This window comes from Bradyrhizobium sp. UFLA05-109, assembly GCF_054185165.1.
In genome coordinates, this window is sequence record NZ_JBBIAR010000063.1 from 40,332 (window position 1) to 53,991 (window position 13,660).

At 62.9% G+C, this 13,660-nt stretch carries 14 protein-coding genes; 10 read left to right on the forward strand and 4 right to left on the reverse strand.

Annotation, left to right across the window (positions count from 1 at the left end):
• Genes Q3C01_RS34565 through Q3C01_RS34595 form a run of 7 tightly spaced genes read left to right on the forward strand, consistent with a single transcriptional unit; the run spans nucleotide 1 to nucleotide 7,247 of the window.
• Nucleotides 1-876 carry an FAD binding domain-containing protein gene (locus Q3C01_RS34565; RefSeq protein ID WP_458149737.1) on the forward strand — a complete coding sequence of 292 codons (876 nt, stop codon included), beginning with the start codon at nucleotides 1-3 and terminating at the stop codon, nucleotides 874-876.
• Nucleotides 873-1,364: a (2Fe-2S)-binding protein gene (locus Q3C01_RS34570; RefSeq protein WP_458149738.1), complete on the forward strand. Its 492-nt coding sequence runs from the start codon at nucleotides 873-875 to the stop codon at nucleotides 1,362-1,364. Before Q3C01_RS34565 ends, Q3C01_RS34570 begins: the two co-directional genes overlap by 4 nt.
• The gene (locus tag Q3C01_RS34575) at nucleotides 1,364-3,706 is read left to right on the forward strand and encodes a xanthine dehydrogenase family protein molybdopterin-binding subunit (protein WP_458149739.1); all 2,343 of its coding nucleotides are present in this window, start codon (nucleotides 1,364-1,366) and stop codon (nucleotides 3,704-3,706) included. The genes Q3C01_RS34570 and Q3C01_RS34575 overlap by 1 nt, the downstream gene beginning before the upstream one ends.
• Nucleotides 3,703-4,491 (forward strand): IclR family transcriptional regulator, encoded by a 789-nt coding sequence (locus Q3C01_RS34580; protein ID WP_458149740.1) that lies wholly within the window; start codon nucleotides 3,703-3,705, stop codon nucleotides 4,489-4,491. The genes Q3C01_RS34575 and Q3C01_RS34580 overlap by 4 nt, the downstream gene beginning before the upstream one ends.
• A complete protein-coding gene (locus tag Q3C01_RS34585; protein ID WP_458149741.1) occupies nucleotides 4,491-5,741 on the forward strand; it encodes a CaiB/BaiF CoA transferase family protein in 1,251 nt (416 codons plus the stop codon). Before Q3C01_RS34580 ends, Q3C01_RS34585 begins: the two co-directional genes overlap by 1 nt.
• Nucleotides 5,738-6,466 (forward strand): enoyl-CoA hydratase/isomerase family protein, encoded by a 729-nt coding sequence (locus Q3C01_RS34590; protein ID WP_458149742.1) that lies wholly within the window; start codon nucleotides 5,738-5,740, stop codon nucleotides 6,464-6,466. Before Q3C01_RS34585 ends, Q3C01_RS34590 begins: the two co-directional genes overlap by 4 nt.
• A 10-nt stretch (nucleotides 6,467-6,476) precedes the next feature.
• Nucleotides 6,477-7,247 (forward strand): alpha/beta fold hydrolase, encoded by a 771-nt coding sequence (locus Q3C01_RS34595; RefSeq protein WP_458149743.1) that lies wholly within the window; start codon nucleotides 6,477-6,479, stop codon nucleotides 7,245-7,247.
• Nucleotides 7,248-7,691: 444 nt separating this feature from the next.
• On the opposite strand, the gene Q3C01_RS34600 is transcribed toward Q3C01_RS34595, so the two are convergent.
• Entirely contained in the window at nucleotides 7,692-8,582 is an 891-nt protein-coding gene (locus Q3C01_RS34600; RefSeq protein WP_458149744.1) for a LysR family transcriptional regulator, read from the reverse strand.
• Nucleotides 8,583-8,685: 103 nt separating this feature from the next.
• Here Q3C01_RS34600 and Q3C01_RS34605 point away from each other — a divergent pair, with 103 nt between their 5' ends.
• The 3 genes from Q3C01_RS34605 (at nucleotide 8,686) to Q3C01_RS34615 (ending at nucleotide 10,804) form a co-directional block, all read left to right on the forward strand.
• Nucleotides 8,686-9,555, forward strand: a complete 870-nt coding sequence (locus Q3C01_RS34605; protein ID WP_458149745.1) for an NmrA/HSCARG family protein — start codon at nucleotides 8,686-8,688, stop codon at nucleotides 9,553-9,555.
• A gap of 44 nt (nucleotides 9,556-9,599) precedes the next feature.
• Nucleotides 9,600-10,073, forward strand: coding sequence for an AtaL-like protein (locus Q3C01_RS34610; RefSeq protein WP_458149746.1), 474 nt, complete (start codon nucleotides 9,600-9,602; stop codon nucleotides 10,071-10,073).
• Nucleotides 10,074-10,135: 62 nt separating this feature from the next.
• Nucleotides 10,136-10,804, forward strand: a complete 669-nt coding sequence (locus tag Q3C01_RS34615; RefSeq protein WP_458149747.1) for an NAD(P)-dependent oxidoreductase — start codon at nucleotides 10,136-10,138, stop codon at nucleotides 10,802-10,804.
• Between the two features lie 415 nt (nucleotides 10,805-11,219).
• On the opposite strand, the gene eutC is transcribed toward Q3C01_RS34615, so the two are convergent.
• From eutC to Q3C01_RS34630, 3 genes are all read right to left on the reverse strand, one after another.
• Complete coding sequence (gene eutC / locus Q3C01_RS34620) at nucleotides 11,220-12,017, reverse strand: ethanolamine ammonia-lyase subunit EutC (protein ID WP_458149748.1); 798 nt, start codon at nucleotides 12,015-12,017, stop codon at nucleotides 11,220-11,222.
• The gene (locus tag Q3C01_RS34625; protein WP_458149749.1) at nucleotides 12,017-13,414 is read right to left on the reverse strand and encodes an ethanolamine ammonia-lyase subunit EutB; all 1,398 of its coding nucleotides are present in this window, start codon (nucleotides 13,412-13,414) and stop codon (nucleotides 12,017-12,019) included. Before Q3C01_RS34625 ends, eutC begins: the two co-directional genes overlap by 1 nt.
• Before the next feature lie 11 nt (nucleotides 13,415-13,425).
• Nucleotides 13,426-13,660: ABC transporter permease (locus Q3C01_RS34630; protein ID WP_458149750.1), on the reverse strand; the 235-nt coding region annotated here is incomplete at its 5' end.

A 13,660-nucleotide genomic window follows, 5' to 3' on the forward strand; every position in this document is an offset into this window, starting at 1 on the left:
ATGAAACCGGCTCCGTTCTCCTATCATTCGCCTGAGACGCTTTCCGAGGCGCTCGGCCTTTTGGCAAGCCTGGAAGAGGCGCGGCCGCTCGCCGGCGGCCAGTCGCTGATGCCAATGATGAACTTCCGCTTCGTACAACCCGGCGCGATCGTCGATCTCAACCGGATATCCGAACTCGTTGGACTCCGCTGCGACGCCACTTCGATCTCGTTCGGAGCGATGACGCGCCAGCGCGATATCTTCCGCTCGGAAACTGTCCAGGAAATGATGCCGGTGATCCCGGCTGCTCTCGCGCATGTCGGACATCGGCAAACCCGCGCCAGAGGAACCATCGGCGGTTCGCTGGCGCATTTCGATCCGTCTGCCGAGCTTTCGAATCTTGCCTGTCTTCTCGACTGCGAGTTCGTGGTGCGAAACAAACTGGGGCAGCGGACCCTGTCATTCCCGGACTATGCGCGCGGCTACCTGTCGACGGCGCTTGCGCCCGACGAGCTTTTGACGAGCCTTCGTTTTTGCGTCTGGCCGGCCAGGCACGGCTACGCCTTTCAGGAGTTCTCGTTACGGCACGGCGATTTCGCGATCGCGGCGACGTCCTGCCTTGTTCAGCTTGGTCGGGACGGACGTGTAGCGCGCGCGGCCATTGCTGTGTCCGGCGTCTCGGCTATCCCGCAGCGGCTGACGTCCGTCGAGGCCGCGATGGTCGGATGCCGGCCGGAGGTCGCGCTCTGCCGCGAGGCGGCCGAAGCCGCCCGCTCGCTGGATGCGATGTCGGACGCCTACGTACCTGCCAGTTATCGCACGCAATTGGCATCGGCGATGACCTGCCGCGCTGTGGAGCAGGCGCTGGTCGATGCCGTCGGAGGAAATTCGCTATGACATCCATTCAATCGGTCGAACTGTCGGTGAACGGTCGGGTCGTGTCGTCACAGGTCGAGGCCCGTCGATCTCTGGCCGATTTTCTCCGGCTCGATCTCGGACTAACCGGGACACATCTGGGCTGCGAGCACGGTGTTTGCGGCGCGTGCACGGTCCAGGTCGATGGCACCGCGGTCCGGAGTTGCCTGATGCTTGCGGTGCAAGCGCACGGACGATCAGTGCGAACCGTCGAGGGATTGGCAACAGGAAACGAACTCCATCCGCTCCAGCAGGCGTTTCGGCAATGCCACGCCCTTCAGTGTGGCTTCTGCACCGCCGGCGTGTTGATGACCATGGAGGAGTTTCTGCGTGAGCAGCCATCGCCCAGCGAAGCCGAGATCCGCGAAGCGCTGACCGGCAACATCTGCCGGTGCACCGGCTACCAGGGCATCGTGGACGCGGTCCTGTTCGCAGCCGGGCAACTGCAGACGGTCGGGGAGGACGCGTGATGGGTGCAAGATGGTTCGGCGCCAGCGTCCAGCGCAAGGAAGATCCTGCGCTTCTGCAGGGCAGGGGACGCTATATCGACGATCTCTCGCTGCCCGGCATGCTGCATGCCTGTTTCGTCCGCAGCACCGTGGCGCACGCGCGAATAGTCGGAATCGCGGAGGAAGCGGCGCGGCGAGCGCCCGGCGTGCATGCGGTGCTCTCATTTGCCGATCTGCCGGAGCAGTTGCAGTCCAATCCGATTCCCCTGCTGGTGCCTAGCCCGGCGCTCACCCAGCCGCTGATGCCGCACACGCTGGCGCATCGGGAGGTGCGCTATGTGGGCGAAATCATCGCAATCGTCGTTGCGGACACACGCGCGATCGCCGAGGACGCGGCCGGTCTGGTCGAGGTCGATTACGAGGTCTTGCCGGCGGTTCCCGACTGCCTCACCGCACTGCGGGAGGTGGGACCACGGGCGCATGCCGGATCACCGTCGAACGTCGCGGGCCGTTTCCCGATCGCGGTTGGTGAAACCGATCGCGCGTTCGCGTCGGCGGCACATATCTTCCGCGAGACCATCTTCCAGCACCGCGGTGGCGCCTTTTTCATGGAGTGTCGCGGTGCGGTTGCGAGCTGGGATCACACCCTTCAATCATTGAACTTCTTCGTTGCCTCGCAGGGCAGCCATCGTCACAAGCAGACGATCGCCGACATGTTCGATCTTGGCGAGGCGCAGCTCAGAGTGGTGACGCCCGATGTCGGTGGCGGCTTCGGCCCGAAGGGATCGTTCTATCCCGAATACCCCGCGCTCATCGCAGCTTCGATGCAATTGGGGCGACCGGTGAAATGGATCGAGGACCGGCGCGAGAACTTCCTTGCCACGCACCAGGAGCGTGACCAGCACTGGGATGTCGAAATCGCGGTGACCGGCGATGGCCGCATTCTCGGGGTCCGGGGCACGATGGTGCATGACATGGGTGCCTATACCCCCTGGGGCGTCATTTTGCCCTGGATCGCCGGAAGCACGGTCCCCGGTCCGTACGTGATTCCGAACTACCGGCTCGAAGTGACCTGCGCGCTGACCAACAAGGTGCCGACCACGCCGGTGCGCGGTGCCGGCCGTCCGCAAGCAGTGGTCGTGATGGAGCGGCTGATGGATCGGGTGGCATCGGAGCTCGGGCTGGATGCGGCCGAGGTCCGGCGACGCAATTTTATTCAACCGGCCCAGATGCCCTACAAGGTCGGCATCATCTTTCGCGACGGCAGGCCGGTGACCTACGACAGCGGCGACTATCCCGCCTGCCAGGCGGCAGCGCTGCGCGCCATCGATTATGAGGGCTTTCCTGAGCGGCGCCGGATCGCCGAGCGTGAGGGCCGGCGCTTGGGGATCGGCATCGGCAACGCGGTGGAAGGAACCGGCCTCGGACCCTACGAAGGAGCGACGGTCAGGGTCGGAACCGACGGACGCGTTCTCGTCCATACTGGCGCGACGCCGCAGGGACAGTCGCACAAGACGACTCTCGCTCAAATCGCAGCGGATCAGCTTGGCGTGGATTTCGATCGGGTCGAGATCGTTACCGGTGATACGGCCGGCATCTCGCTCGGGGTGGGATCCTTTGCGGCAAGAACGGCTGTCAATGCCGGCTCGTCGGTCCATCTTGCCGCGACCGCGGTCGCCGACAAGATCAAGCGTCTGGCGGGTGAGATGTTGGAGGTCTCGGCCGCCGACATCGAGCTGAAGGACGGCGTTGCCAGCGTTGTCGGCGTCGCCCAGATGAAGAAGAGTTTTCGTGAGCTGGCCAGGCGGGCTGCGGGCGTGCCGGGATTTTCAATGGCCGGTGGCCTCGACCCGGGACTGGAACACACCGCCTATTTCACGCCGGACCAATCCACTTATGCCAACGGCACCACCGTGTGCGAGGTCAGTGTCGATGTCGAAACCGGCCGCGTCACAATCGAGAGGCTCGTGATCGCGCATGACTGCGGTCGGGTCATCAACCCGATGGTCGTCGACGGGCAGGTGGTCGGAGGGGTGGCGCACGCGATCGGTAACGCCTTGATGGAGCGGATTGTTTTCGACGGGGAGGCCCAGCCGCTCACCACCAATTTCGGCGAGTACCTGCTGCCGCTCGCGACCGATGTTCCGCGGATCGAGATTATCCACCTGGAGACGCCGAGCCCGTTGAATCCGCTGGGCATCAAGGGAGCGGGAGAGGGCGGAACGATCCCCACCATCGCGGCGATCCTTAATGCGGTCAACAACGCCCTGGCCCCGCTAGGTGCTGTGCTGCGCGAAGTGCCGATCCTGCCGCATCGGGTGCTCGAAGCGGTCAACGAGGCGACGCTGTGGGGAACAACATGATTACCGCGCCGATCGGTCATGCGGATCGGCTGATCCTGCTGCTGACCGCCTTCGCCGAAGGCCCTGACGTCATGTCAGTCAAGGAGCTTGCCGAACAGCTAAGTCTACCACAAAGCAGCACCCATCGCCTGCTCGAATCGCTCGTCGCGACCGGATTGATCGGTCGGGCACCGCATCGAAAGTATCGCATCGGAACGGAGCTGTTCCGGCTCGCCGCAATCGTAGAGGACAGGTTCGAACTGGTCGCGACGGCCCGTCCGATCATGCAGCAGGTGGTCGCGGCTTGCGGCGAAACCTGCCTGCTTGCGCTGCTCACGCGCAGCAGGAGCACCTACCTCCTTGCCGAGAAGTGCGACTCTCCCAGTCCGCTGCGCTTTCGGTTTCAACTCCACCAGAATCTTTCGCTACTGTGGGGATCTGCCGGCCGCGCGATCCTGGGCTGGCTGGAGATGGCGGACATCCGTCGCGTGATCGAGGAAGCAGAAGAGGCGCCGGCCTCCCACGAGCGTGTGCCGCCCTATCAGGACCTGCTCGCCACGTTGGCGGAGGTCAAGCGGCAGGGATTTGCGCTCACCAAGGGGCAGCGTTCGGTCCCGGATGCCGTCGGGATGGCAGTGCCGTTCTTCGATGTCGGTGGGCAGGTTTGCGGTTCGCTGGCGGTGGTGGCGCCCGAGTTCCGGCTCAATGCAGAAAAGCAGCAACTGATCGTTCGCCACCTCAGGCGAAGTGCCGCCGAGCTCTCGCGTGCGCTTGGCTATGTCCCTCAAGTAAGGAAAATCTCGTAATGGTGAATCCTGAACCGGCTTCCGCTGGTCCATTGCAGCGGATCCGCGTGATCGATCTCACGCTCTTCCTCTCTGGGCCCTACGGGACGCAGATCCTCGGCGACCTCGGAGCCGAAGTCATCAAGGTCGAGCCACTTGACGGCGACAATACGCGCTACCTGCCGCCTCACTTCGTCGGAAAGGACAGCGCCTACTATTGCAGCGTCAACCGCAACAAGAAGAGCGTCGCGCTGAACTACAAGACCGCCGAAGGCAGGCAACTGCTGGAGCAGATGGTCACGACGGCAGATGTCTTCATTGAAAACCTGAAGCCGGATGCGCTGGCGCGCTATGGCATCACTCCCGATCGCATGCGCGAGCTCAATCCGCGATTGGTCTATTGCTCCATTTCCGGTTTCGGTCAGGATGGGCCCGACCGGCTCCGGCCTGCCTACGATATGGCGGTGCAGGCTTTGTCCGGCGGCATGAGCTTGACGGGAGAAGCGGGCGGCAAGCCCGTGCGTTCCGGCATTCCACTCGCCGACATTTGCGCGGGCATGTATGCCGTGATCGGCATCCTCGCGGCGCTCGAAGAGCGACGCAACACCGGCGTAGGCAAGCTGATCGACGTTGCAATGCTCGATTGCCAGATCGCCATGCTTTCCTACCAGGCAGCGTATTATCTCGCTTCCGAAAGGGTACCGGGACCGCAGGGACGCGGCCATGAATCGATCCCGACCTATCGGGCGTTCACCGCCGGTGATGGTTGCGATTTCGTGATCTGCGCCAACACGGACCGGATGTGGCGTTCGCTGTGCGATGTCATCGGGAGACCGGAGTTGAAGAACGATCCGCGTCTGTCAGATCGTACCGGACGTTACGCCCATCGCGACGAGATCTGGGCGGCTCTGGAGGCGGCTTTCCTGTCCAGACCGGCAAGTGCGTGGGTGGACGAGATGGTGAAGGCGGAAATTCCTGTCGGGACGGTCAACACACTCGATCGGGCGCTGAACAGCGCCCAGGTCAGGCACCGTGGGATGGTGATGACCCTGCAAGACGAAAATGACCGAACGCTTTTGGTTGCCGGCAATCCTCTGAAATTTCCCGAATTCCGTAGCGGACCTCCTGAGCAATTTCCGCCGCGGCTTGGGCAACATACGCGAGAGATCATCGGCAAAGGGCTGGGCCTCGACGACGGTGCAATCGAGAGACTCATCGATGCGGGTATTCTCAGTATCGAGGATGCCAACAACAAGGAGGCATTGGCATGACTGAACATCGTGGTTTCCGGGTCGATCGCGCGTGGTCGGTCGCAACCTTTGTTCTCGATCGGCCGGATCAGGGAAATCGTCTCACCAACCCGATGATCTCCGAACTCACGCGCGATCTGTCGACGGCGGTCTCGAACCGCGAGGTCGCGCTCATCGTCCTGAAAGGCGCTGGCAATGATTTCTGCCTGGGTCGCGATCCGCGTGAAGACGCTCGTGAAGGATTGAGTGCTTATGAGGTGCGGGCAAAAATCCATGACGTGATCCTCAATGCTTATCAGGCTCTGCGAACCGCTCGTGTTCCAACCGTGGCCGTGGTCTCCGGCAGGGCCTACGGTTTCGGAGCTGCGTTGGCGAGCGCATGCGACGTGGTAATCGCTTCGGAGGAGGCGAGCTTCGCGCTTCCCGAGATCGAACTCGGATTCGCCCCGACGCTCGCAATGAGTTCCCTGCTGGGAAAGATTCCCGACAAGTCGCTGGCGTTTATCGCCCTTGATGGTCAGCCGTTTTCTTCGGCACGAGCCCTTGAACTTGGCGTCGCCAGTGTCGTGCTGCCGAAGAACGAATTCGACACCCGTGCGATTGAATATATCGACCGGATGGCCCGCCGCCCGCTGCCGGCACTCGAGACCCTCAAGCTGTTCATGAGGGAGGGCAAGGGACTTGGCTCTGCCACGCTGGCCACCTTTGCGAGCTCGCTGCTGAGTCTTGCACACACGGCCAAGTGAGCCAAGCAACATGCCATTTCTTGATCTCGGCCGTGTCCGGTTGCACTATCTTGATGAAGGCGATGGTGCGCCCCTCGTGCTGCTGCATTCGCTTGGCGGCTCCTCGGCCATGTGGGCCGGGATCATGCCGGTACTGTGGCAGCGGTTTCGCGTGATCGCACCAGATCTCAGAGGCCACGGCCGCAGCACTCAAGGGATTGCAGCGGAGATCAGCCCCTGCGCGGACGATATCGTCGACCTGCTTGATCATCTCGGGATTGGCCGATCCGCCTTCATCGGGATCTCGATGGGTGGCCAGATCGCTATGAAAACCGCGACCCGCGGCGACCGGCGCGTTCAGGCCATGGTGCTTGCCAACACGTCGGCGGGCGCTGCGGTTCGAGATTCGTCGCGGCTTGATGATGTCCGCACCCGCATCGACCACACGGGATGGCCGCGCTTCGCCCGCGAATATGTTGCCAGCCGCTTGGCGCCCATGACATCCGGCCCGGAGGTCGAAGACTATGTTCGGGGCGTCATCGATACGACGCCGAAAATATTCATGCAGACGATGGCGTCAATTCTGGAGCAGGACCTGCGCCCGGTCCTCCCCAGGGTGGATTGCCCGACGCTCGTGCTCACCGGCGATAGCGACATAAGCACCCCACCGGCGGCCGCCGAAGAGCTTCGCGCCGCGATCCCAAAGGCGGAGCTGGTCGTGCTGTCTCGCGCCGGACATTTTTCAGTGCTCGATCAGCCCGAGGAATTCGCAGCAAGATCAGTTTCGTTTCTTGCTCGCTAGCCCACGCCCTAGCCGATCTCCGAGGGCAGCCAGCGCTACCTCGCGATAAAGACATATTGGTCCAAGCGGCTGTATTACGGCACAGCAGAGTGGCAACCATGTTTCAGGTAGAGCGATCGTCGACGTCGCTTCAAGAATGTTCTCTGGTTGTGAATAGGCGCCCAAGGTGTCAACCTAGAGTTCATATTGCCTTTCGGACGAGAAGGACGCAGCAACCTACCGCGTGTTGCCGCATAATGCCGAGATAGGATGCGGCATCAGCATCACTAGGATTTGTAAGTAGCGTGCCGTTGGGCAAATCATCAGCGGCAGATCTTCGGGCGCGATACCGAGCCGTTCGACCAGCTCGCGACCATCGGGCCGCCCGGGTTTGCCGCGCGTTCGCCTCTTAATCGACTCGATTGGCGCTGTTCTCGGCCCCGGACGGCGTCCTTGGCGGTTGTGCTAATCGATAAAGGCCGCAAGCTCCTCCGGTGTCCCTGAGGGGAAGGCTTCCTTGAGGAAGTCGAGGAACGCCGATACTCGGGCGCTGAGCAACCGCCGCGTCGGGTAGAGCGCCCAGAGGGCGATCTCGGGTCCGTCAACATCGCCCCAGTGGACGAGCTTGCCCGCGGCGAGATCGTGACTGACGAGCGACACGGGAAGCCGTGCGGCGCCTACGCCTGCGCGGACTGCATCGCGGATCATGATGAGCGACGACAGGCGAAGCACCGGATCGGTCGTGATCCGCGATTTTCGGCTTCGCGTCTTCACGTCCCAGGCGGGGCTCAGATCGCTCGCGCCGCGCGCCACGGTCGGAACGGCGAGGTCGCCCTTCGGACGACGCAGGGAAGGGCTCGCCACCACCACCAGCCGATCGCGCATTAAGATTCTTCCGACAAGACTTTCGTCCGGATCCGGATTGACCCTGATCACCAGGTCGTAGCCTTCATCGATCATGTCGACCGAGCGATCCTCCGTCGTGACCTCGAGCCGGACCTCCGGATATTTCAGCGCGAAGGCGGCGGCGAGCTTCCCCATCGCGGTCTGCGAGAACAACAGGGGTGCGCTGATCCGCAACCTGCCTCGCGGCTTGTCGCCGCCAGACGCGATCGCAGCCGCTGTCTCGTCGAGCTCCGCGAGCAAGGAGCCGGTCCGCTCGTAAAGCGCACGTCCTTCCTGGGTGAGCTTCAACGTGCGCGTCCCGCGCTCGAACAGACGCAGGTCGAGGCTCTTCTCCAGTTCAGAAACCCGGCGGGAGAGCGTGGCCTTGGGGCGTCCGGAGGCCCGGGCGGCCCGCCCGAAGCCTCTGTGACGGGCGACGAGGTTGAAATCGGCGAGGGCGAGCAAGTCCATCCGTTCCACCAGTGAGACGGTCTGTCTAAATATAGCGCCTATCGATCCGAATTTGGATCACTAATTTGCGGGGTGTCTAACAACCCCAACTGGAGTGATCCCTATGACCATCCTCGTTACCGGCGCCACCGGCACCGTCGGCCGCAACGTCGTCGAACAGCTCGCCAAGCGCGGCGCCGATGTCCGCGTCCTCGTCCGCGATCCTGCGAAAGCCGATTTCCCGGCGGGCGTGACCGCCGTGAAGGGCGACCTGCTGGACGTCGACTCGCTGCGCAGCGCGTTCTCGGGCGTCTCGACCTTGTTCCTGCTCAACGCCGTCGTGCCCGACGAGTTCACCCAGGCGCTGATCGCGCTCAACCTGGCGCGGGAAGCCGGCGTCGAACGGCTCGTCTATCTCTCGGTGATCCACAGCGACGTTTACGTGAACGTGCCGCACTTCGCCGGCAAGTTCGGCGTCGAGCGGATGATCGAGCAGATGGGCTTCAAGGCCACCATCCTGCGCCCCGCCTATTTCATGAACAACGAGCTCACGATCAAGGACGTGGTGACCGGATACAGCATCTACCCGATGCCGATCGGCAGCAAGGGCCTCGCCATGATCGACGCGCGCGACATCGGCGAGATCGCCGCCATCGAGCTCGTCCGCCGCGAGAAGTCCGCGACGCCGCTTCCGCTCGTTCGGATCAACCTGGTCGGTCCGGATACGCTGACGGGTACGAAGGCCGCCGGCATCTGGTCGGAGGTGCTGGGCCGCACGATCGCCTATCCGGGCGACGACACCGCCGGCTTCGAGAAGAACCTCCGTCAGTTCATGCCGAGCTGGATGGCCTTCGACATGCGGCTGATGGGCGAGCGTTTCCTCACGGACGGAATGCTACCCGAGGCCGGCGACGTCAAGCGTTTGACCACGCTGCTGGGTCGTCCTCTGCGCACCTATCGCGACTTCATCGCCGCGATCACGGCCGCTGCTTAAGGGCAGCGGCTTGACCCGAAGTCCACGAACGAAGGAATACTATCATGATCTATTCGACTGCCACCGTTCCGGTGAATCCGGAAGGCGAGAAACCGCTGACCCGCGCGCAAGCGTGGAAGGGCCTGGTTCTCAAGGCCCGCGACGCCCGGCTTTTTCTTCCGCCAAACCTCTGCACCCGCTGCGATGTCGTTGAGGAAAGCGCGACGCACATCGTGCGTGAAGCCACCATCGCTGGCGACGATCTACGGGAGATCATCGCCTTCGAGCTGGAGGAGAAGGTGACCTTCTTTCAGGCCAGTGGCCCGCGCGAAGGCGCCATCGTCAACGAACTGTTCGAAGACGAGGCCGGCGCACTGCAACTGCGGTTCTATTGCTACACCGGCCTGCGCGGCAAGGAGCCCTTCGGTCCCGCAGAGCAGGCCGAGCAGGCCAGGATGGACAGCGACAAGGGTTACAAGAGCGCGCTGCTGTCGACCCTGAAGCGGACCCGCGAACTGCTCGCGGACGGCCAGCTCTGAGCATCACTAATACCGAAACCGCGGGACGGCTTCCAAGGCATCCCGTCATCAAGGAGGCATCCATGAACAATTTCACGAACAATAGCGCCAGGACCGCCCAATCGAAGATACTGGTTCTTGGAGCAACCGGCGGCACCGGCCGTCTGATCGTCAGCCAGGCGCTGGCGCGCGGGCACGACGTCACGGCGCTGGTGCGTTCACCCGAGAAGGTGAGCGACCTGAAAGGCGCCAAGGTTGTCGTCGGAGACGTCCGCGATGAAAAAGCGCTGCTTGAAGCCCTCAGAGGCCAGGACGCCGTCGTCAGCGCCTTGGGTACACCGGCGAGCCCCTTCCGCGAGGTGAGACTGCTCTCGACGGCAACGCGCGCGCTGGTGAGCGCAATGAAGGCTGAGCACGTGTCCCGCCTGGTTTGCATCACAGGGATCGGTGCCGGCGACAGCGCCGGACACGGCGGGTTTCTCTTCGACAACGTGATCTTTCCGCTTCTCCTGAAGAAGGTGTACGCCGACAAGAAACTCCAGGAAGCCATCGTCAGAGACAGCGGGCTCGACTGGATCCTCGTCCGGCCCTCCGTCCAGAACGATAAGCCCAGAGACGGCTCGATCCGGGCGCTGACGGATCTCTCCGACTTTCATGGCGGAAGCATATCGCGACAAGACGTTGCGACGTTCGTCCTGGATCAACTACGCGCCGATGCCTGGCTGCAACGTGCTCCGTTGATCACACGGTGAACGCAATTCCGCGCACGGTCTGATCCGTAATGTGTATGAGTGCGCGGAATGCCACGGTACTCCTCGATCCCTAGCGACGCGCAGGCAAAAATCCCTTTCCGGCGGTAGTTCAAACGGTGGATTTTAGTCGAGAGAAATCGAAAATGCTTTGTCTTTCAATGGGGATTGACTGACACTCTCTCCGCCATTTGTGCGATTTTCCACGCCAGCCTACGATCTTGTACGATTCTGTGCGCCCTGACCGAGACGGTCCAGGGTTCTGTTTGCGCGCCATCTTTGAAGTCGCGCAGCTCGGGCTCATGGCACGGCGACTGAATCGCTCCGGACGCCCGTATTCCATTCATTATAGCGGATGCAGCATGCACCGTGAGATTGAAAATACCTACCAGTTGGCCAGGCGGCCGATTTGGTTTGCCTATACTCGAGGCTCGACCACAGGGATTGCTTCACCACCCCGCAAGTCGTTTAGCTCGACGCCGGTCACGGCATGCTTGAATGCCAGCTCGATCACGCCGACGATCTGTGTCGCGGCCTCTTCCGGCGGCAGACCTGCGGGGCGAATATTGGATATGCAATTTCGGTTCGAATCCATCGTGCCGATCCGTGGCCGCCACGTCATGTAGGCGCCGAGCGAGTCCGCCGCCGACAGACCCGGACGTTCGCCGATCAGGACGACGACCAGCCTCGCGCCAAGCATTTCACCAATCTCGTCACCGATTGCGACGCGTCCCTGCTGGACCAGAACGAGGGGACCGATCGTGAGGCCCCGGGCCAACAACAGCTGCCGCATATGATCGAGCAATGGCTGAAGGTTGATCTCGATGGCCGAAGCGGAGAGGCCATCGGCGGCGATGATAGCGACGTCGTTGCCACGCCGCTGGCAATCGATGGCAAGACGCCCCTCGGGCGAAAGGCGGCGTCCGAGATCCGGGCGGCGCAGATATTCGGCCCGATCGGCAGCGGCGCTCCGGACGGCAACGACGCTCCAGTCCCGCTCGCGAAGCGATTGCCTGATCGAATCGAAATCAAGCGTGGCGTGAACGGCGTCGCGCGCGCGGGCATGATCGAGCATGAAGCCGAGGCTCGTCGCGGTCAGTTGCCCGGACCCGCTTCGCCCAAGCGCGATGCGCGCCGGCGTGAAGCGTCGCAGGCTCGCGAGCTTGTCGATCACCGCAAGCTGATCGCTTTCACTCGGAGGGTCGTCTCGCATCATCAGGCCCTCATCGTCTCGATCAGCGCAATGGCCGGACCGATCGCTCCCGACGCCGCCTGATCGAGCAGGCGACCGTCTCGGTCGGTGAGGCCCATCCGCTGTAGCCAATCCTCGAACTCCGGAGCACATCGCCGACCGAGAGTCTGGCGGGCGTAGAGGATGTCGTGAAATGCCAGGCTCTGATAGTTCAGCATGACGTCATCGGCGCCGGGGACCGCGATGACGAAGGTGACGCCTGCGGCGCTGAGCAGCGTCAGCAGCGTATCCATGTCGTCCTGATCGGCTTCGGCGTGGTTGGTGTAGCAGACGTCGCATCCCATCGGCACGCCGAGCAGCTTGCCGCAGAAATGATCCTCAAGCCCGGCGCGCGTGATTTCCTTGCCGTTGTAGAGATATTCGGGACCGATGAAGCCGACGACAGTGTTGACGAGCAGCGGCGTGAACCGCCGCGCGATCGAGTAGGCGCGTGCCTCCATCGTCTGCTGGTCGATGCCAAAATGCGCGTCGGCGGACAATGCACTGCCTTGTCCGGTTTCAAAATACATGACGTTGCGGCCGACCGTGCCGCGCGCCAGCGAGAGCGCGGCATCGTGGGCCTCCGCCAGGACGGACAGGCTGATCCCGAACCCGCGATTGGCTTTTTCCGAGCCAGCGACGGATTGGAAGACGAGATCGACCGGGGCGCCGAGATTGATGGCGTGGATCGCGGTCGTGACATGACCCAGGCAGCAGGTCTGCGTCGGAACATCGAGGCGCTGGCGGACATCGTCGAGCAGGCTGACGACGCGCATATAGTCCTGCAAGGTTTCGGTCGCGGGATTGACGCCGATCACGGCATCGCCGGCGCCGAACAGGAGGCCGTCGAGCAGGCTCGCGGCGATTCCACGGGAATCGTCAGTCGGATGATTCGGTTGCAGCCGCGTGGAGAGACGGCCGGCCAATCCGATCGTGTTGCGGAAAGCTGTCACGACGCTGCATTTGGCGGCAACCGCGATCAGGTCCTGCGCGCGCATGATCTTGGAGACTGCGGCGGCCATCTCCGGGGTCAGACCGGGGGCCAGCGCCGTCAGTTGGCTTGTCGTAGTCCTTGTATCGAGCAGCCATTCGCGGAACCCGCCGACGGTCAGATGGGACACCGGTGCGAATGCCATGAGATCATGGCTGTCGAGGATCAGACGGGAGATCTCGTCTTCTTCATACGGCACGAGATCGACATTGAGGAAGGTCTTGAGTGGAAGATCAGCCAGCGCCATCTGGGCGGCGACACGCTCGATCGCGCTCTGCGCCGCGACGCCGGCCAGCGCATCGCCAGAGCGGGCCGGCGACGCCTTGGCAAGCAGCGTCTTGAGGTCGTGAAAGCTCCAGCGCGTGCCGTTGATCGTCGTGTGGTAGGACATGCAACAAGGCCTTACTCGGCCGGAGCGCCGGCTTGCCGCGATCGGCGGGCGAGCAGATTGGCGACGATCAGCAAAAGGATCGACAGGCCCATCATCAATGTAGCGGCCGCCGTGATCGCCGGGCTCAATTGCTCGCGCAGGCCGGTGAACATTTCGAGCGGCAGGGTGCGCTGCTGGGCGTTGGCGAGAAACTGTACGACGACCACCTCGTCGAAGGACGTCACGAAAGCGAAGGCTGCGCCGGAC